Source organism: Methylobacterium oxalidis (assembly GCF_007992195.1).
Classification (GTDB): Bacteria; Pseudomonadota; Alphaproteobacteria; order Rhizobiales; family Beijerinckiaceae; genus Methylobacterium; species Methylobacterium oxalidis.
In genome coordinates this window covers 15,804-34,894 of record NZ_BJZU01000079.1, presented here as the reverse complement: position 1 = coordinate 34,894, position 19,091 = coordinate 15,804, and the positions used below count along the sequence as shown (strand labels likewise).

Here is a 19,091-nt window from a genome sequence, read left to right as displayed (position 1 = left end):
TCGCCGATGAGTCGCTCAGCCTATGCCCTCTACTTCCTGGCGAACCTCGCGCCGCGCGCGCTGATGTTCCTGCTGCTGCTCGTGCTCACCCGGCTGATGCCGATGGCGGAGTACGGCCTGTTCGTCCTCGTCGTGACCACTGGCGAGATCTTCGACATGGCGCTGTGCAACTGGGTGCGGATCTTCGCCCTGCGCAGCGAGGGCGCCAGCGCCACGATGCGCCCTCACCGGCTCGGGCGGCTGCTTGCGCTGACGGTGGTGACGACGACGCTCGCCTTCCTGCTCGCGGCCGCGAGCGGCCTCATGCGCCAGGAGCAGGCGCTGGCCTTCGCCGTGGCGACCGCCGCGATGATCCTCGCCTTCGCGCCGCTGCGGCTCTCGCTGATGCTGCTCCAGGTGCAGCGCAAGCACTCGGCCTACGCCGCCGTCGAGGCCCTGCGCGCGGGCGGCACCTTCGGCGCCACGGCGCTCGCCATGCTGCTCCTGGAGCCGACCTTCCTCAACGCCGCGCTCGCGCTCTCGGCGGCGACGGCGGTCGCGGGGCTCGTCGGTCTCTGTCAGGCGCTCGGCCGCGCCTCCCGCCCCCGCCGCGCCCGGGCTGGCTACGGCGCCGCCCTCGCCTTCGGGCTGCCGATCATGGTGGCGCAGATCCTCGTCTACGCGCTGGGCTATTTCGACCGCTACATCGTCGATTTCCTGCTCGGGCCGCACGCGGTCGCGGTGCTGGCCGCCGCCTACTCGCTCGGGCGCCAGCCGATCGAGCTGTTCATCGGGCCGCTCAACAACTACGCCTTCCCGCACCTCGTGAAGATCTACGAGCAGGAGGGGCCGGAGGCCGCCGGCACCGCCCAGGCGGGCCTGCTCGCGACGCTGATCACGGTCGGCAGCGCGATCGTGATGGGGCTGATCCTGCTGAAGGAGCCGCTCCTGACCATCGCACTGCCGGCGGATTACCGCGAGGAGGCGGCGCTGCTGCTGCCCTGGATCGCCTTCGGCTCGCTGGCGCTGTTCGTGAAGTTCTTCATCTTCGACAACGGCTTCCACCTCGCGAAACGCACCTGGCTGCAGCCCGTGGCGATGCTGCCGCCCGCGATCCTCAGCTTCGTGGCCTGCTTCGTCCTGATCCCGCGCGTCGGCATCGTCGGGGCCGGGATCTCGTTCGCGGTGGGCTCCACGATCGCGGCCCTGTCCACGGCCCTCGTCACCGCGCGCATCCTGCCGGTGCGCCTGCCCTGGGGCATGCTCGCCCGCATCGCCGTCGCCAATGCCAGCGCGAGCCTCGCCCTCTACACGGTGCGCGGCTACGTCGAGCCGGCCGGAGCGATCGCCGAGCTCGTCGTCAGCACGCTCGTCTTCATGGCAGTCTACGCGGCGGCGCTCAGCCTGATCGGAGTCTCGATCCGGCGGACCATCGAGACGCCGTGGGCGGCGGTGGCGCCGCCGGCCCACCGGCCGGTGCTGGAGCCGGCTCTGCAGAAGCCCTGACCGCCCCTCAGGCGTGGCCGGCGACCACGGACTCGAACACGGCGAGATACCGCTCGACGATCTGCGGCACGGCGTAGGCCGCCGCCCGCGCGATCCGGAGTGCCGGGTCGCCCGGATCGGCGAGCGCGGCGCCGAGGCCCGCGGCCAGCGCGGCGGTGTCGCCGACCGGCACCAGGGTGCCGTAGCGGCCGCCCTCGAGGATCTCGCCGGGCCCGCCGCAATCGGTGGCGACGACGGGCAGCCCGGAGGCCAGCGCCTCCACCACCACGTTGCCGAAGGACTCGCTGACGGAGGACAGCGCGAAGACCCGCGCGGCACCGTAGGCGGGCCAGGGCTCGGCGAAGCCCGGCAGGCTGACCCGCGCCGCCACGCCGGCCTCCGCCGCCGCGCGCTCGAGCGCCGCCCGCTCCGGGCCGTCGCCGAGAATCGTGAGGCGCACGTTCGCCGGCAGCAGGGTCAGCGCGCGGATCAGGCTGTCGTAGCGCTTCTCGGCCACGAGGCGCCCCACCGCGACGATGGCGGGCGGCCGGGCGGCGAGGTCGGCGGCGTCGGCCGCGCGGTGCGCGTGCTCCACGGGGATCGGGTTCGGGATGCTGACGATCTTGGCGCCCTCGGCCCGCCACTCGGCGACGAGGCGGCGCGCCAGCCCCTCCGACACGCAGACCGTCCGGTCGGACAACCGCGTGAGCAGGAAGGCGAGGCGGAAGGCGGCGCCGCCGAGCCGGCCGCGCACGATCTCGGCGTGGCCGTGATAGGAGATCACGATCGGCGTCCGGCTGCGGGCGAGGAGCTTCGCGGCCGCGAGCTTGACGCTCGCCGGCGCGTCGATCGCCATCACCACGTCCGCCCCGCTCCGACGCAGCCACCCCGCGAGGCGCCGCGTGTTGCCGAGATGTCCGCCGCCGAGCACGACGACGCTGACGCCCGGTGCCACGAAGCCGCGGTTCTCCGGGCGCTCGGCGTCGACGATGAGCGTGGTGGAGATGCCCGCCACGTGGAAGCCGGTGGCGAGCACGGCCGCGACCCGCTCCGCCCCTCCCGGCTGCAGGCAGGGCACGTAGATGGCGACCGAGCGGATCCGCGACACCTCAGGCGACCTGCGCCTCGGGCATCCCGGCCCCGAGGTCGGGCCTGAAGGTGCGCAGGAAGAGCTCGAGGTTGGCGAGCGCCCACAGCACCTTCTGGTGGTCGCTGCGGCCGTCGAGATGCTCGTGGACGAGGCGGTCGATCTCCGGCGCGCGCAGGATGCGGCGGGTCTCGGACGATCCGGAGAGCAGGAGGTCGTGCAGGCGCTCGCGCAGCGGGCCGCGGAACCACAGGCCGGTCGGCACCGTGAAGCCGACCTTCCTGCGGTTGAGGATCGAGGCCGGCAGCATCCTGGCGGTCGCCGCCCGAAGCACGGCCTTGCCCTTCGGGTGGCCGACGAGGAAGCGGTCGGGGAAGCGGGCGACGAGGCGCGCCAGCTCCACGTCCATGAAGGGCATGCGGCCCTCGATGCCGGCGGCCATCATCATGCGGTCGCCGCGCTCCAGGAGGTTGTCGGGCAGGTAGGAGGTCTGGTCGTAGAACTGCGCGCGCCGCACGCCGGAGCCCGTGGCGATGGAGAACGGGAAGCCGTCGATCTCGGCCGGCACCGCGCGGCCCGTCAGCGCCGCGCGCTCGTCCGGTGAGAGGCCGCCGAACCAGCGCCGCATGCGCACCGCGGGATCGCGCTCGGAGAGGGCGTTGGCGAGGATCTTCACGCGGCGCGCCCGGTAGGGCATCGCGCCGACTGCCGGGTGGACGAGCCGGTCGTGCACCACGCCCGGCACCAGCGACTGATAGAGCGCGAGCCAGCGCTCGGCCCGGTGCTTGGGATAGCCCGCCAGCAGCTCGTCCGAGCCCTCGCCGGTCAGGACCATCTTGACGCTGGCGCTCGCCGCGCGGGCGAGCAGCAGGATCGGGACGTCGGAGGTTTCGGTGACGGGCGCCCCGCGATGCGCCAGCGCGTCGGGCCAGGCGTCGAGGAAGTCACCGGGCGTGATCACGCACTCGGTGTGGTCGGTGTCGAACAGCCCGGCGACGGTGCGGGCGTGGTCGAGCTCCGAGTAGGCGGCCTCGGCGAAACCGACCGAGAAGGTCTTGAGACGCCCGCGGGCGTGGCGCGCCATGGTGGCGACCACGGCCGAGGAATCGAGCCCGCCCGACAGGAAGGCGCCGAAGGGCGCGTCGCTGCGCATGCGGATGCGCACGGACTCGTCGAAGCCGGCCTCGAACAGGCGCACGGCCTCGCCGAAATCGGTGACGTCCGGCGCCGTCTCGGCGAAGGGCGGCGTGAAGTAGCGGCGCAGGGCGAGCCGCCCCTCCTTCCAGACGCCCAGGCAGCCGGGCGGCAGCTTGCGGATGCCGGCGAAGAAGGTCGAGGGGCCGGGCACGTAGCGGTCGACGAGGTAGGCGTCGAGGGCGTCCCAGTCGAGGCGGCGGTCGGTCCCGGGCAGGCGCAGGAGCGCCGGGATCTCCGAGGCGAAGGCGATGCGCCCCGGCGACTCGGCGAGGAAGAGCGGCTTCTTGCCGAAGCCGTCGCGCGCCACGAGCACGCTCTGGCGGGCGCGGTCGAACAGGGCGAAGGCGAACATTCCGCGGAAGCGCCCGACGCAATCCTCGCCCCAGGCGCGGTAAGCCTCGATCAGCACCTCGGTGTCGGATTCGGTGCGGAAGGCATGGCCGCGGGCGCGAAGCTCCTCGCGCAGCTCGACGTAATTGTAGATCTCGCCGTTGAACGTGACGGTGACGGCCTCATCGGCCGAGGACATGGGCTGGTGGCCGCCGCCGAGATCGATGATCGAGAGGCGGCGGTGGCCGAAGGCGATCTCGTGCCGCCCGTCCGCGGTCGGAACCCGCCACAGGCCCGAGCCGTCGGGGCCGCGATGCTGCAGGTCGTCGGCGAGAGCCGCGAGCGTCGCCTCACCCGGCGCCCGCGACGCCTCCACCATCCAGCCGACGATGCCGCACATGCCGTGACCGTCCCGCTCCTGGGCGACGCGCGCGCTACGCGCGATCGCCTAACACAAGTTGAGCGGTCGGTGCAGTTCGCGTGCCCGTTCCGCCGGCCAGATCGGTGTAGATTCGGCACAATTCCGTCTCGAAGGCGCCGATCGTGAAGGCGTCGAGGAAGTGACGGCGCGAGGCCGCCTGCATCGCCCCGAGGCGGTCGGGATCCGCGATCAGCGCCGCGATCGCGTCGGCGAAGACTTTCGGATCGCGGGGCAGGAGCTGCCCGTTGACGCCGTCGCGGACGATCTCGGACGTGTTGCTGACGGGCGTCGCGAGGAGCGCGGCGCCGCCGCAGGCCCCCTCGATCAGGCTCAGGGGCAGCGCCTCCACCAGGGAGGGCAGGACCACGATGTCGGCCTCGCGCATGAGCGCGTGCACGGCGTCGGACCCGAGCCAGCTGGTGAACCGGATCCTGTCGTCGACGCCGCCGTTCCGGGCGAGCGCGGCGAAGGGCTCGATCTCGCCGTCGCCCGCGATCGTGCAGCGCCAGCCGGCGACGCCGCGCTGCGCGAGCAGGGCCAGGGCCTCCACGAGGACCCCCGCCCCCTTGCGCGGCCCGACCCGGCCGGCGAGCAGGATCTCGACCGGCGCTCCCGGGGCCCGCCTCTTCGGCAGGGCGAGGCCGGAGGCGAAGTCCGGCGTGCCGTTGAGGAGCACCCGGATCCTGTCCGCGGCCACGCCGTGGCTGGCGACGCGCTCGGCGGTGGGACGGCCGAGGACGATCAGCCGATCGACGCCCCGGCAGATCGCCAGGAACAGGCGGCCTTCGAGGTTCCGGGCGCGGATGCTCTCCTCGGGAACGCTATCGTGGAGATGCGCGGCCACGCGCGCGCCGAGAAGCTTGGCGAGACGCAGGATCGCGTACTTGCGCCAGGCGCTGCCGCGGTTGGCGAAGTTGATGTGGACGATGTCGGGACGGAACCGGACGAGCATCCACGCGATGCCGGCGAGATGGAGCGGGAAGGCGAGCGGCCACAGCGCCCCCTCGATGGGTCCGCGCGAGGCGGCGAAGCGCAGGTCGATGCCCGCCCAGCACGGCGCCTCGCCCGTGCGCAGGTAGCTGTAGAGCCGGTCGATGCCGCCCCGCCCCTCGGGGCCGGTCGGCGTCACGCAGAGGACGCGGATGCGGCGGCTCATGTCCGGGGCTCCGGGTGCGGGGGTGGCGCGCGCGTCGGGACGGGAATCGGCAATGGGCTCATCTCCGCAGCGAGTGCATGCGACGCTCGGGCAAGGAAATCTTTCTGTTCATCGGATTGGATCGGCGCCGGTCCCGTGTCACGACAATGGAGCGACACGAGCACATAATAATCGCTTTCTGCGGAGCGGGATTCCGGACTGTGGATAAAGGACAAGTATTAACCTCCGCATGTTTCCGTCGTGTTACTCGGCAGGCACACGATGAGGATTGAGCGTGGGGGCGAACCGGTGACCGCCATCAGCACGGCCGGTCTGTTGCCGCACCGGACGCGGGCCACGCCGCTTCTGTCCGCGCTGTACCTCGCCTTCGCGGGCCTCGTCCTGGCGCGCGTGACGCTGAACCCGCTGCTCCTCGACCTCGCGATGAACTACACCGAGGAAGGCGGCTCGATCCTCGAGAAGATCCACCCGACCTTCTGGGGCTTCCTCGCCATCGGGGCCGTGGTCCTCGTCACGCAGCGCATCGATCTCACCGCCTGGGAGGTCCGGGTGGTGCGGGCGCTGCTCGCCTTCTGCGCCACCTGCGTCGGGCTGCTGGTCTTCGCGGCCGCGACGGGCCGCAGCGCGTCCGTCGGCTACGTTCTGGACACCTACGTCACGCTCGCGACCCTGGTGCTGATGTTCGCCTTCCCGGCGCCGTGGCGGCGGGCGGTCGGCCAGGCGCTCGTCTGCTGCCTCCTCGCCTCCGCCGCGGTCGCCGTGGTCGAGTACGGGCTCGGCTTCCGCCTCATGCCCTTTGTCGAGAGCGAGCCGGTGTTCCGGCCGACCGGCCTGACGTCCCACCCGCTCGAACTCGGGATGTGGTGCGCGGCCGGCATCGGCTTCGCCGCCGCGGCGCCCTGGACCTACCGGCAGCGCTTCGCCGCCGCCGCGCTCCTGCTCGTCGGCTGCGTGGCGTCGGGCGCGCGCACTGCGACGCTGCTCGCGGGCCTCAGCGCCGTGATCCTGCTCGTGGCCGGGATCGGGGCGGGGCTTCCGGCCAAGCGGCGGCAGGAGCGGCGAGTGCTCGTGCTGCTCGGCGTGCTGCTGCTCGGCCCCGTGCTGCTCGGCGGCCTGTTGGCGGCCGGCGCGCTCGGGCGTTTCTCGGAGGGCATGGCGGACGGCAACGCGATGGCGCGCGTCGATGTCTACGGCGTGCTCTCCTACCTCTCGTGGAACGAGTTCCTGCTCGGGGGCGACCTGCCGGCCGTGCGCAAGCTCGCCTGGGAGAAGTTCAAGCTGCCCTACATCGAGAGCTCCGTCGTCGTGCTCATCGTGCAGTTCGGACTGATCGGAGCCCTGGCCTTCGCGCTGATGCTCGGGCGGCTGGTCTGGGCGATCGTGCGTGGAGGGCACGGCAGCGCGGTGCTCGGCACCGCGATCTTCTTCGCGGCGGCTCTGAGCAACAACGGCCTGTCGAGCAAGACCGCGGCTGTCTTCCTGATCCTCTCGCTGGCCATCGCGTTCCACCCGGAGGGCCCGGCGAACCGCCCGGTCCGGGCCGATGCGCAAGGCCGGCCGTGAGCGCGACGCGCCGCGCCGCGCTTCTCGCGGCGACCCGTTTGGCGGCCGGCCTGTGGGCGGCGGCCTCCGCACCGTCGTGGGCAGCCCCGCAGCCCGCGTCGGGCTTCCGGCGCGGCGTCGGCGTCCACACCATGATGAACTGGGGCCGGCTCGATCCGGCCGACCGGGGGCGCTACGCCGCCGAGCCTTTCTCGGGACCCGCCTACGCGCTGTCCGATGCGGTGATCCGGAACATCGCCGCGGCCGGGTTCGACTTCGTCCGCCTCACCCTCGATCCTGGGCCCTTCCTCCAGCTCGAGGGCGCGCCCCGCGACGCCCTCGACGCGCAGCTCGGCGCGACCGTGCAACGCTTCCTCGCCGCGGGCCTCGCCGTGCTGGTAGACCTGCACCCGAACACGCAGGTGCCGCGCTACGACCCGGTGCAATGGCTGCGCTCGACCGAGGACCCGATCTACCTCCAGTACGTCGCGACGGTGCGGCGCACGGCCCGCCTCCTCGCTGGACTCGGAAGCCCGGCCGTCGCCTTCGAGCTGATGAACGAGCCGCCGTACGGCTACGACCGCGCCTCCGTGCGGCGCTGGCAGGTCATGTGCGAGGCCCTGCACGCCGCCGTCCGCGCGGTCGCGCCCGATCTCCTCGTCGTGCTCACCGGCGCGCATGGCGGAGACCGCGAGGGACTCGCCGCGCTCGACCCGGCGCCGTTCCGCGGCAGCCGCGTCCTCTACTCATTTCACTACTACGAGCCCTACCCGTTCACGCACCAGGGCGTCGTCGCGGACAACGGGGATTCCGCCTTCTGGCGCTACTTCTCGGACATGCCCTACCCGGCCGCGAGCGTGCCGGCCGAGCTCGTCCTCGAGACGGTGCGCGCCAACGTCGAGGACGATGCGCGGCGCGGATCGGGGCGCGGGCGGCCCGCGATCGGCCCCGCCCAGGCGCAGGCCCGCGCCTATCTGGCCACGGGCTTCGACCGGGCGCGCATCGCCCGGGCCTTCGACGAGGTCACCGCGTGGGCACAGCGCAACGGGATCCCGCCCGACCGGATCTTCCTCGGGGAGTTCGGCGCGACGCGCACCTACGGCTCCTACCGCGCCTCGGACCCGATCTCCTACGAGAACTGGCTGCGCGACGTCCGCGAACTCGCCGAGGAGCGGCGCTTCGGCTGGGCCTTCTGGGCGCTCGGCGGCCACGGCGGCATGTCGCTCGTGAGCGAGGACGGCGGCTCCAGCCTCGATCGCCCGACGCTGCGCGCCCTCGGGATGCGGACCCCGTAGCTGCCGTGCGGAAGCCTCACCTCGCAGAACCGGCAATCTTGGAACCCTGACCCCAGATGCGCGCACCGCCCCACACGAGCGAGACGACCAGGCCGCCCGACGCCGCTCGGCACGGCGCCCGATCGGGCGCGGCCGCACCGGGCCGGATCGCGGGCCTCGACGGCCTGCGTGCCGTCAGCATCCTCCTCGTCATGGCCTCCCATTCCGGGCTGCAATCCGTGATCCCGGGCGTGTTCGGCGTGACGGTCTTCTTCTTCATCAGCGGCTTCCTGATCACCGGCCTGCTGATCGACGAGTGGACGCGCACCGGCACCATCGCGATCGGGCCGTTCTACATGCGGCGCTTCCTGAGGCTCTATCCGCCCCTCGTCGTGTTCATCGCGATCACCGGCATCGTCTGGTCCGCGCAGGGCAACGTCCTGCACCCGCTCGGCGTGCTCGGCGCCCTGGCCTACCTCGCCAACTACCTCGCCATCTTTCACAAGGAGCTGATGGCGGGCATCGGCGGGCAACTCTGGTCGCTCGCCGTCGAGGAGCACTTCTATCTGTTCTACCCGCTCCTTCTGGTCGCGCTGCTGCGGCGCGGCGCGCGCGTCATCCCGGTCCTGCTCGGCATCTGCCTGCTGTCCCTGGCCATCCGCGCGGCGGTCGCGTCGACGCATCCCGAGATCGCGGTGGACTACACGGGCATGGCCACCGAGTGCCGCATCGACCCGATCCTGTTCGGCGCCGTGACCGCCCTCGCCTGGCGCGCGCCGTTCGGCGCGCGCTTCGTCGCCGCCGTCACCCGGCCCGCCCTCGTCGCGGCGGCGCTCGGCGTCATCCTCGCGACCCTGCTGATCCGGGACGAGATGTTCCGCGCGACGCTCCGCTACACGCTCCAGGAGATCGCGCTGGTTCCCCTCGTCCTGGCGAGCAGCGTCGCGCCCGGCTGGTCGCGCCTCAAGGCCGCGCTGGAGATGCCTGTCGCCACCTATCTCGGTCGCCTGAGCTACTCGCTCTACCTGTGGCATCTCGCGGGGCTCGCCGCGGGCGAGGCGCTCGTGCCCGGTGCGGGCTGGCGCTTCGCCGCGGCGATGGCGGCCGGCTGGGCGCTCACCTTCCTCTTCGCGGAGATGTCCTACCGGCTGGTCGAGCGACCGTGCTTCGCCCTGCGCCGCCGCTTCGGCTCCCACGTCGCGGAGCCGGCAACGCCGCGCTCCGACGAGCCCGGCCGCGCGCTGACCCGGGGGGCCCTGTGACCGCGCGGCACGGCGATCCCGCCGGGTCTGTGGATGCGGCGGCCGCCGACGCGCGGCCGCGCGCCGATCTGACCGTGCGCCTCGACCCGAACCGCCTCTGGCGCTGGCACCTCTGGCTCGTCGACGAGATCGCCGCGACCGGCCGCTACCGGATCGCGCTCGATCTCTCGGCCGCGGGCGCGCCGATGCCCCGCGGCCTCGGCCTGCTGCTCGATCTCGAACGCCTCGTGTTCCGGCTCAGGGGCGAGCAGGCGGCGGAGCCGATCCCCGCCGAGACGATGCGGCGCGCCTGGCCGCTCGCGCGAACCTCGGACCCGGCCGACCTCGTGCTCGACCTGTCCGGCTGCGCCGGCGCGGGCGACGCCCCGGTGCTGCGCCCGCTCTTCGACGGCAGCCCGGACGAAGACGTGCTGCTGGAGCGGGTGATGGAGCCGGCGGGCCTCACCCTGACGATCGACGGGGCGGCCCGCCCCGAGCGGGCTCGGCCGGAGGTTGCCGGGCGCCCCGTCCTGACGGAGCGGCTGAACAACGTCTTCAGCGCCCTGCTCGGCCTGTGCCTGCGCGCCCTGGACGGAGGAGCGGCCTCCGGTGCCGGGGCCGGCTCGCCCGCGCCGCGCCGCCCCGGCTCGACCGATCTCGCCGCGTTCGCGGCGCGGGCCGCCCGCGCGAAGGTCGCGCGCAGCCTGACGAAGCTCAGCCGCGAGGCTCCGCGCTGGCGCGTCGGCGCCCGGCGCACCCGCGACGAGGACCTCGTCGCGCGCACGCTGAGGCTGCCTCCGGCCGGCTACACGATCCTGCCGGACGACGGGCGCCGGTTCTACGCCGATCCCTTCCTCCTGCAGGCGGAGGGCACGACCTACGTCTTCGTCGAGGAATTTCCGTTCGACACCCAGAAGGGCATCATCTCGGTCGGGACGCTGGACGAGAGCGGACGCATCTCGGCGATGCGGCCGGTGCTGGAGGAGGCGCACCACCTCTCCTACCCGCACGTCCTGGAGCATGCGGGGGCGACCTACATGGTCCCGGAAAGCTGCAACAGCGGCACGATCTGCCTGTATCGGGCGGTGCGCCTGCCCGACATCTGGGAGAAGGTGGCGGTGCTCGTGGACGGGCTCGACGCCTCGGACTCCACCCTGCACCGGCAGGACGGCGTCTGGTGGATGTTCGCCGCCGTGCGGGAGCGGCAGGGCTCGCGCAACGACACCCTGTGCCTCTTCACGGCGCCTGACATCCTCGGTCCCTGGACGCCGGCGCAGGCGGGGCCGGCCCTGATCGACGCCACCTCGGCGCGGCCGGCCGGCAACCTGTTCGAGATGGACGGCAAGCTGTGGCGGCCGGCGCAGGACTGCTCGCGCAGCTACGGCGGCGCGCTCTCCCTCTGCACGGTCGAGCGGCTCGCCCCCGAGGGCTACGCCCAGACCCGGATCACCACGATCGAGCCGCGGGCGCCGCTACCCGGCTACGGGCTGCACACGCTGAACTTCGCCTACGGCTACGAGGTGGTCGACGTCGTGATGTGACGCCGGGCGGTCTGGCTCAGCGCGCCGCCTCGAAGAATTTCGGGTCGAGCGCGGAGAGCGCCAGAAGCGGGGCGGGCATCGCAATGCCGGCGACCCGCATCTGCCGCGCCGCGTCGCGGCAGGCCGAGATGTTGTTGTCGCGCGCGGCCGCGTCGACACGCTCGATCATATCGGGCGTCGGCTTCGGCGGCGGGGGTGGCGCCGGGGTGGCAGGAGCGGCGGGCGGCGGCGCGGCGGGGGGCTTCGCCTCGGCCTGCGCGCCGGGTTGGGCGGCACCTTGCGCGGGCTGGGCGGCACCTTGCCCGGCCTGGGCCGCACCCTGGGGACCGGCCGCGCCGGGGCCCGTCTGGGTGACGGGACCGCTGAGACCGGATTTCTGCTGGGTCTCGCCGGCCGCCGCCGAGGCTCCGCCGCCGGGCTGGCCCGAGGACGGCGCCTGGACGGCGGGGGTCGGCTGGCCGCCGGCGGCCGGCGCCGGTGCCGGCGCGGGGGCCGGCGGGTGCACGAAGGTCACGAGTTCCTGGCAGAGATTGGCCGGCTTGCCGGTGCCGGCCTGCCCGAAGGCGAGGCCCGGAGCGAGGATCGCGGCGACCGCGAGCGCGGCGACGTGGGGGGCCTTCATCGTCATGCGTCCCTTCTTGGCTCTCGTGATCCCGGCTCTCGTGACGGTGCGCGGGCGGGTCAGGACCGCTTCGGCGCCGTGGTCTCGCCCGCCACCTCGTCGTGCGGACCCTTCACGTCGCCGGTCCAGCGCGGACCGACGAGGTTCGTGCCCGGGTGCGAGACCCGGGCGGACGAGGTCGAGAAGGCCTGCCAGGCGTAGCGCTGGCTGGTCGACAGGACGTACGAGGCGGCGATGCCGATCGCCACGGCGCAGATGACGGCGACAGCGAACGCTTTCATGGTGGTCTCCCGGTCCCGGCCGCGCGCCGGATAGCGAATGCCTGTCTCGGTTACTCGGCCGGCGCCTGATGGGCCCGCAATTGGGGGCCGCTCGCGGTGCGGGCCTGCTCCTTCTCGACCCAGAGGTCGTGGTGCACGCGCGCCCAGGCGAGATCGACCTTGCCGCTGCCCATGGCGTCGTAGGCGCCCTCCATGCCGAGCGAGCCGATGTAGATGTGGGCGAGGATCGCGGCGATGAAGGCGACGCCGATCAGCGAGTGGATCCCCTGCATCACCTGCATCCCGTTGATGTCGGTGGCCGCGAAGGGGAACAGCATGACCAGTCCGGTCACCGACATGGCCGCGCCGAAGCCCGCCACCATCCAGAACACCACCTTCTGGCCGGCGTTGAAGCGCTCGGCGTGGGGATGCTTGTCGCCGATTATGCCGCCGCCGGCCTTGATCCAGGCGACATCGATGCGGTTCGGGATGTTGTCCTTCAGCCAGACCACGAACATGAAGATGATGCCGAGCATGAAGGGCCACGCCAGGTAGACGTGGGCGTACTTCGCCCATTGCGAGAGCGTGGCGAAGGCGTCCGGCCCGATCACGGGCATCAACAGGCGCTTGCCGAAGATGTAGTTGAGGCCCGACAGCGCCAGGATGATGAAGCAGGTCGCCGTCATCCAGTGGGTGAAGCGCTCGAAGCCGTTGAAGCGCAGGATCTTCCGACCGGATTCCTCGCTGTGCTCCAGGCGGATGCGGCCGCGCGTGAAGTAGAACAGCGCCAGCAACACGACCATGCCGAGGATGGCGGCGGCGCCGATCCAGGGCATCCAGGTCTCGTGGAAGCCGCGCCATTCCCGGCCCTGCGGCTGGATCAGGTTGGCGGCCTTCTGGTCGGGGATCGAGATGCGGCCGCCGATCGTGGGCGCCTGCTTGAAGAGCAGGTCCTCGTTGACCGATTCCGCGGTCGGGTTCGGGGCCGTGGTGGGCGCAGTGGTCGGCGGAGCCGTCTGCGCGAGGGCGGGCCCCGCGCCCGCTCCCGCGACGCCCGCCAGCATCGCCGCCGCGACGAATGTCCTGATCAGCGTCCTACCGCGCCGCATGAGCCGTTCCTTCCCTCGTCCTCGCGCTGTCGTCCTGAGCGGGCGTGCCCGGTCAGATCGCCACGGTCTCGCGGTAGGCCGTCTTCCAGCCCCACGCGCCCGAGCCGTAGCCGCGCTTGATCACGCGCTCCTTGTAGATCTGGGCGATCATCTCGCCGTCGCCGGCGAGCAGCGCCTTCGTCGAGCACATCTCCGCGCAGAGCGGCAGCTTGCCCTCGGCGAGGCGGTTCGAGCCGTACTTCTCGTACTCGATGGTCGAGAGGTCGGGCTCGGGGCCGCCGGCGCAGTAGGTGCACTTGTCCATCTTGCCGCGCGAGCCGAAGTTGCCGACGCGCGGGTACTGGGGCGCACCGAAGGGGCAGGCATAGAAGCAGTAGCCGCAGCCGATGCAGAGGTCCTTCGAGTGCAGCACCACGGCGTCCGCCGTGGTGTAGAAGCAGTTGACCGGGCAGACGGAGGCGCAGGGCGCATCCGTGCAGTGCATGCAGGCCATCGACACCGAGCGCTCGCCCGGCTTGCCGTCGTTGAGCGTCACCACGCGCCGGCGGTTGATGCCCCACGGCACCTCGTGCTCGTTCTTGCAGGCGGTGACGCAGGCGTTGCACTCGATGCAGCGGTCCGCGTCGCAGAGAAACTTCATGCGTGCCATGGCGATGTCGTCCTCTTACGCCGCCCGGATCTGACAGAGGGTGGCTTTCGGCTCCTGCATGCCGGTGACAGGATCGAAACCGTAGGTGGTAATTGTGTTCACGCTCTCGCCGAGGACCACGGGGTCGGTGCCCGCCGGGTAGTACTGACGCATGTCCTTGCCCTGGTACCAGCCGGAGAAGTGGAAGGGCATGAAGGCCACGCCCTTGCCGACCCGGTCGGTGACCAGCGCCTTGACCTTCGCCTGCGTGCCGTCCTCGGGGCCGGACACCCAGACCCACTGGCCGTCCTTGATGCCCCGGTCGGCCGCGTCCTTCGTGTTGATCTCGACGAACATCTCCTGCTGGAGCTCGGCGAGCCACGGGTTCGAGCGCGTCTCCTCGCCGCCGCCCTCGTACTCGACGAGGCGGCCCGAGGTGAGGATGATCGGGAAGTTCTTCGCGACCTCCCGGTCGACGGCCGCCTTCTGCACCGAGAAGCCGATGTTCGGCATCCGGAACTGGCGGTCGTCCGGCCGCGTCGGGTACTTGGCCACGAGGTCGGGCCGCGGCGTGTAGATCGGCTCGCGGTGCACGGGCACGGGGTCGGGCAGGTTCCAGGCATTCGCCCGCGCCTTGCCGTTGCCGTAGGGCACCACGCCGTGGTCGAGGCAGACGCGCTGAATGCCGCCCGAGAGGTCTGTGGCCCAGCTCACCGCGTCGATGTTGTTGCCGCCGATCTTGGTGATCACGGCCATCTCCTCGGCGGTCAGGTCCTTGTCCCAGCCGAGCTTCTTGAAGACGCCCATCGTGAACTCGGGATACCCGTCGGTGAGGTCCGAGCCCTTGCTGAACGAGTCCTCGGCGAGCAAGGTCTGGCCGTTGCGCTCCACGCCGAAGCGGGCGCGGAAGCAGCCGCCGCCGTCCTTCACGTGGAGGTTCGTGTTGTAGAGGATGTGCGAGCCCGGATGGCGGATCTCCGGCTTGCCCCAGCAGGGCCAGGGCAGGCCGTAATAGTCGCCGCCGACCTCCGGATCGTCCTTGGGCGCGCGCAGCGTCACGAGGTCGAACTTGTGCTGGTTCTTCATGTGCGCCTTGAGGCGCTCCGGGCTCTGGCCGCAATAGCCCGTCGACCAGCCGCCGCGGTTGATCTCGCGCAAGATGTCTTCGGCCACCGGCAGGCCGTTCTCGACCGCGATGCCCTTGAACATCCTGTCGCCGAAGCCGAGCTTCGTCGCGAGCCGGTACATGACCTCGTAGTCGGTCTTCGACTCGAAGGCCGGCTTCACGATGGTCTCGCCCCACTGGATCGAGCGGTTGGACGCGGTGCGCGAGCCGTCGCACTCCAGCGTCGTGCAGATCGGCAGCAGGTAGGTGTTGTCCTGCCGCGCGTCGAGCGCCGCGAAGGTGGTCGGGTGCGGGTCCGCGACCACGAGGAGCTCAAGCTTGTTCATGCCCTTGATGGCGTCGGGCAGGCGGGTGACCGTGTTCCCGCCGTGGCCGAACACCATCATCGCCTTGATGGGGCTCCTCTGGTCGATCTGGTCGTCGGGAAGGTTCACCGCGTCGAACCAGCGCGTCGAGGTGATGCCCGGCGCCTCCATGTTCTCCTTGCGGGTGCGGGCCTTGCGGCCGCCCTTGGCCGGGATCTCGTCGAAGCGGGACTGCAGCCACTCGTACTCGACATCCCAGACGCGGGCCCAGTGCTTCCAGGCGCCCTCGACGAGGCCGTAGTAGAGCGGCAGCGTCGTGACATCGAGGCCGAGGTCGGTGGCCCCCTGCACGTTGGTGTGGCCGCGGAAGATGTTGGCGCCGGTGCCCGGCTTGCCGACGTTGCCGGTGGCGAGGCACAGGATGCAGAAGGCGCGCACGTTGGCCGTGCCCACCGTGTGCTGGGTGGCGCCCATGCACCAGATCAGCGTCGAGGGCTTCTCCTTGGCGAAGATCTCGGCGACGCGCTTGAGCTGCTCGCCCGGCACGCCGGTGACGCGCTCGACCTCGTCGGGCGTCCACTTGGCGACTTCCTTGCGCACGTCGTCCATGGCGTAGACGCGCTGGCGGATGAATTCCTTGTCCTCCCAGCCGTTCTGGAAGATGTGCCAGAGCATGCCCCAGATCACTGGGATGTCGGTGCCCGAGCGGATGCGCACGTACTCGGTGGCGTGCGCCGCCGTGCGGGTGAAGCGCGGATCGATGACGATCATGTTGGCGCGGTTGATCTCCTTGCCCGACAGCACGTGCTGCATGGAGATCGGGTGCGCCTCGGCCGGGTTGCCGCCCATGATGATCATGGTCTTGGCGTTCCGGATGTCGTTGTAGGAGTTGGTCTGGGCGCCGTAGCCCCAGGTGTTGGCCACGCCCGCCACCGTGGTCGAGTGGCAGATGCGCGCCTGATGGTCGACCGAGTTCGTGCCCCAGAAGGCGCCGAGCTTGCGGAACAGGTAGGACGCCTCGTTCGTGAACTTGGCCGAGCCGAGCCAGTACACGCTGTCCGAGCCCGCCTTCTCGCGGATGGCGGTGACCTTGTCGCCGATCTCGTCGATCGCCTGGTCCCAGGAGATCCTCGTCCACTGCCCGCCGACGAGCTTCATCGGGTACTTGAGGCGGCGCTCGCCGTGCACGAGCTCGCGGATCGCCGCGCCCTTGGCGCAGTGCGTGCCGCGGTTGATCGGGCTCGCGTAGGACGGCTCCTGGCCGACCCAGACGCCGTTGACCACCTCGGCCGTCACCGTGCAGCCCACCGAGCAGTGGGTGCAGATGTTCTTCTTGATGGTCACGGCGTCGCCGCTCACGGCCGAGCCCGCGGCCTGCGCCCTGCGCACCGCGCCGAGCTGGATCGTGCCGGCGGCGGCGAGGCCGCCCGCCGCGAGGCCGGACTTCCGCAGGAAGCTGCGGCGGTCGAGGACGCCGGAGGCGAGACCGGCGGCGATGGCCTGATGTTTCGTGCGGCTCGCCTCGCCGCTCTTGCGCTTGATCAGCATCGCGATCTCACTTCTTCAGGGTCTCGTAGCCGTTCGTCCGGTAGAAGGCCTTGACGTGGTCGGTCTCCCGGTACCGCGCCTTGGTCTCCTCGCTGCCCGGATCGTAGGCCTGCGCCTCGTTCGTCGAGACGGGGGAGATGAGGCCCGCCGCCGCGACGGCCGTCCCGCCGCCGAGCGTGCGGAAGAACTGGCGGCGACCGATCTCGCCCTTCTTCTCCTGAGCCATCCTCGTCACTCCCGACTGGTCTCTCGTTCTCATCGCCGGCGCGGCCCGGTCCGTTCCGGCCGCGCCGCCCGCGTAGTCTCAGGTGTCGAGCGCGAAGGCTTCGGCCTCGATCTCCAGGAAGATCTGGCCGAGGGCGCCCACCGCCCGGTAAAAGTCCGTGTCCGCTTCCCGCTCGAGATCCGCGAAGAACCGCCCCGCCCAGGGCTGCAGATGCTGCGCGAAGAACCGCGCCTCGACGCCCGGCTCCGCCTCGACCCGGCCGGAGGCCAGCGCCGCCATGACTTCGAGCAGGATCGCCACGTGGTCCTCCGGCTCGCTCACCGCGTCGCTGCGCTCGATCCCGAGGGCGTCGAAATCGGCGCGCACCCGGGCGAGCGGGCGCTCGTTTAGGAAGCCGGTGAGGTAGTAGGACGCGTAAGGCAGGAGGCGACCGCGCCCGACACCGATGAAGGTCTCGAAATGGTCGCGCTCCAGCACCGCCGGCTCCGCCTCGCGCGCCGCGGCGCCGAGCCGGCCGAGAGCCTGGCCGAGCGGCGTCGCGTCACCGTCGAGACCGGAGATCTGCCCGAGCACGCGGCCGCAAGGCACGCGACCGAGCAGCGTGGCGAGAAGGTCGTACTGGCGCGAGCGCAGCAGGTCGACCTCGTCCACCGTCGCAGCCACGCCGCCCCCCATTTCGGCAACATTCCGACCGAACGCACCCGACAGCATCGTGCTCCTCAACCCGCAGGCGCCCCCCGCGGACCGAATTCATTGTGCACACTATAAACGCGTTCCAGGCGCCCGCAATCTCACTTTTGAGCAGTTCAAATCGGAATCGCACCCCCATGGCGTCGCACCCGCGTGAGAGATTCCGGATTCTGTCTCACGGAAGCGTCGCCGGAGGGCGCCGCGGGGGCTTGCGCGTGCTCGTGGAGCAACTCGGGCTGGGCGACCTCCGCAACCGCGATCGGCGTCGACAGAGCGGCCGGCGCCTCGGGAAGCGGCTGCGAATCGGTGGCGGAAGGCTCCGGCTCGGGCAGCGCGCCGGCGTCCTCGCTTGCCGCCAGTTCCGCGGACGGCTCGGGTGACGGATCGGCCTCGGCGTCCGGGACGTCCCCGAAGATGCGGCCGACCATGGCCTTGACGTCGTCGCCCGGTAAGAGCGGGCCCGTGCCGGGGACGCCGCCGGCGACGTTCCAGTCGTAGGCGTATTCCCGCGCCTCGCTGACGTAGTCGCGGATCGCCGGGTCGAGGGACCACATGCGCCGCAGGGCGGCGTTGCGGAGAAGGACCGGCACCCCCTTGCGCAGGAAGGGTGCGAGGTCCGTGCCCGCCGTCAGCGTGTCGAGGGAGGGGAGCGCGGCAATCTCCTCCTCGGTGAGCGCGGCCTCAGCCTCCGCCTCGGCCGGACCGGGTACCGCCTGCGGCGCGGGCTCGGGCGCGTGCTCCGGCCTCGCCTCGGGCGCCAGCGCCTCGCGCTTGCGGCGCGACCAGCGGGCGAGGAAATCCGAGCCGCTCATTCCGAGCCTCCTCCGCGCGGGCCAACGATGCCGCGGCGGGCCAGGGCCTCCGGGTCGGCGCGGTCGCGCTTGCGCTTCTCGAAGCTGCGCTCGATGTGGAAAGCCTCGACGAAGGCGGCGACCACAGCCTGCACCGGCTCCGGCATCGGCACCGCCTCGACGATCTCGCCGATGCCCTCTGCCAGGGCCTCGCCCTCGTACGGGTCGGCCGTGACGGTGGCGATCTCGTAGGCGTCGCCGCCGACGTGCCGCAGGGCCACCCAGAGCGCGGGGCGCCCGGAGACGAGGTTGTCCCGGTAATGGCCCGTCTCGCTGATGTGCAGGCCGACCTCGTGGGCGCCCGCGTAGAACGTCTCCTCCGCGGGACCGCCGCCGAGCCGCGTCCAGGGCGCGGTTGCCGGCACGTCCGGCAGCGCGCCGACGGGCAGCCACTGGTGGTCGGCCCAGGGGCTCTTCAGCTTCCTGCGCGCCACGATCACGCCGACCGAGAACCGATCCTGGATCACGAAGCC

The 19,091-nt window shown here is 71.7% G+C and carries 17 protein-coding genes; 5 read left to right on the top strand and 12 right to left on the bottom strand.

Annotated features, from left to right (window positions below):
* Window positions 1-6 precede the first annotated feature (6 nt).
* Window positions 7-1,485 (top strand): lipopolysaccharide biosynthesis protein, encoded by a 1,479-nt coding sequence (locus MOX02_RS18870; protein WP_147027341.1) that lies wholly within the window; start codon window positions 7-9, stop codon window positions 1,483-1,485.
* 7 nt (window positions 1,486-1,492) lie between these two features.
* On the opposite strand, the gene MOX02_RS18865 is transcribed toward MOX02_RS18870, so the two are convergent.
* From MOX02_RS18865 to MOX02_RS18855, 3 genes are read right to left on the bottom strand one after another with little or no spacing between them, the layout of a single operon-like run.
* Entirely contained in the window at window positions 1,493-2,572 is a 1,080-nt protein-coding gene (locus MOX02_RS18865) for a glycosyltransferase (RefSeq protein ID WP_147027340.1), read from the bottom strand.
* 1 nt (window position 2,573) lies between these two features.
* Window positions 2,574-4,478 (bottom strand): asparagine synthase (glutamine-hydrolyzing), encoded by a 1,905-nt coding sequence (asnB, locus tag MOX02_RS18860; RefSeq protein ID WP_147027339.1) that lies wholly within the window; start codon window positions 4,476-4,478, stop codon window positions 2,574-2,576.
* Between the two features lie 34 nt (window positions 4,479-4,512).
* The gene (locus tag MOX02_RS18855) at window positions 4,513-5,655 is read right to left on the bottom strand and encodes a glycosyltransferase family 4 protein (protein ID WP_147027338.1); all 1,143 of its coding nucleotides are present in this window, start codon (window positions 5,653-5,655) and stop codon (window positions 4,513-4,515) included.
* A 288-nt stretch (window positions 5,656-5,943) separates the two neighbouring features.
* Here MOX02_RS18855 and MOX02_RS18850 point away from each other — a divergent pair, with 288 nt between their 5' ends.
* From MOX02_RS18850 to MOX02_RS18835, 4 genes are read left to right on the top strand one after another with little or no spacing between them, the layout of a single operon-like run.
* Window positions 5,944-7,218 (top strand): VpsF family polysaccharide biosynthesis protein, encoded by a 1,275-nt coding sequence (locus MOX02_RS18850; RefSeq protein ID WP_147027337.1) that lies wholly within the window; start codon window positions 5,944-5,946, stop codon window positions 7,216-7,218.
* Window positions 7,215-8,492 (top strand): glycoside hydrolase family 5 protein, encoded by a 1,278-nt coding sequence (locus MOX02_RS18845; RefSeq protein ID WP_147027336.1) that lies wholly within the window; start codon window positions 7,215-7,217, stop codon window positions 8,490-8,492. Before MOX02_RS18850 ends, MOX02_RS18845 begins: the two co-directional genes overlap by 4 nt.
* Before the next feature lie 56 nt (window positions 8,493-8,548).
* A complete protein-coding gene (locus tag MOX02_RS18840; RefSeq protein ID WP_147027335.1) occupies window positions 8,549-9,733 on the top strand; it encodes an acyltransferase family protein in 1,185 nt (394 codons plus the stop codon).
* Window positions 9,730-11,253, top strand: coding sequence for a glucosamine inositolphosphorylceramide transferase family protein (locus MOX02_RS18835; RefSeq protein WP_147027334.1), 1,524 nt, complete (start codon window positions 9,730-9,732; stop codon window positions 11,251-11,253). The genes MOX02_RS18840 and MOX02_RS18835 overlap by 4 nt, the downstream gene beginning before the upstream one ends.
* Before the next feature lie 16 nt (window positions 11,254-11,269).
* On the opposite strand, the gene MOX02_RS18830 is transcribed toward MOX02_RS18835, so the two are convergent.
* The 9 genes from MOX02_RS18830 to MOX02_RS18790 form a co-directional block, all read right to left on the bottom strand.
* Window positions 11,270-11,881, bottom strand: a complete 612-nt coding sequence (locus MOX02_RS18830) for a hypothetical protein (protein ID WP_238179920.1) — start codon at window positions 11,879-11,881, stop codon at window positions 11,270-11,272.
* Between the two features lie 53 nt (window positions 11,882-11,934).
* Window positions 11,935-12,156: a hypothetical protein gene (locus MOX02_RS18825; RefSeq protein WP_147027333.1), complete on the bottom strand. Its 222-nt coding sequence runs from the start codon at window positions 12,154-12,156 to the stop codon at window positions 11,935-11,937.
* A gap of 50 nt (window positions 12,157-12,206) precedes the next feature.
* Window positions 12,207-13,244 (bottom strand): formate dehydrogenase subunit gamma, encoded by a 1,038-nt coding sequence (locus MOX02_RS18820; RefSeq protein ID WP_147027332.1) that lies wholly within the window; start codon window positions 13,242-13,244, stop codon window positions 12,207-12,209.
* Window positions 13,245-13,296: 52 nt separating this feature from the next.
* Entirely contained in the window at window positions 13,297-13,893 is a 597-nt protein-coding gene (gene fdh3B / locus MOX02_RS18815) for a formate dehydrogenase FDH3 subunit beta (RefSeq protein ID WP_109891549.1), read from the bottom strand.
* A 15-nt stretch (window positions 13,894-13,908) separates the two neighbouring features.
* Complete coding sequence (locus tag MOX02_RS18810) at window positions 13,909-16,851, bottom strand: formate dehydrogenase subunit alpha (protein WP_147027331.1); 2,943 nt, start codon at window positions 16,849-16,851, stop codon at window positions 13,909-13,911.
* Between the two features lie 7 nt (window positions 16,852-16,858).
* Window positions 16,859-17,077, bottom strand: a complete 219-nt coding sequence (locus MOX02_RS18805) for a formate dehydrogenase (RefSeq protein ID WP_147027330.1) — start codon at window positions 17,075-17,077, stop codon at window positions 16,859-16,861.
* Between the two features lie 78 nt (window positions 17,078-17,155).
* Complete coding sequence (locus MOX02_RS18800; RefSeq protein ID WP_147027329.1) at window positions 17,156-17,788, bottom strand: TorD/DmsD family molecular chaperone; 633 nt, start codon at window positions 17,786-17,788, stop codon at window positions 17,156-17,158.
* Window positions 17,789-17,883: 95 nt separating this feature from the next.
* A complete protein-coding gene (locus MOX02_RS18795) occupies window positions 17,884-18,579 on the bottom strand; it encodes a DUF3306 domain-containing protein (RefSeq protein WP_147027328.1) in 696 nt (231 codons plus the stop codon).
* Window positions 18,576-19,085 (bottom strand): DUF3305 domain-containing protein, encoded by a 510-nt coding sequence (locus MOX02_RS18790; RefSeq protein WP_147027327.1) that lies wholly within the window; start codon window positions 19,083-19,085, stop codon window positions 18,576-18,578. The genes MOX02_RS18795 and MOX02_RS18790 overlap by 4 nt, the downstream gene beginning before the upstream one ends.
* Window positions 19,086-19,091: the final 6 nt, after the last annotated feature.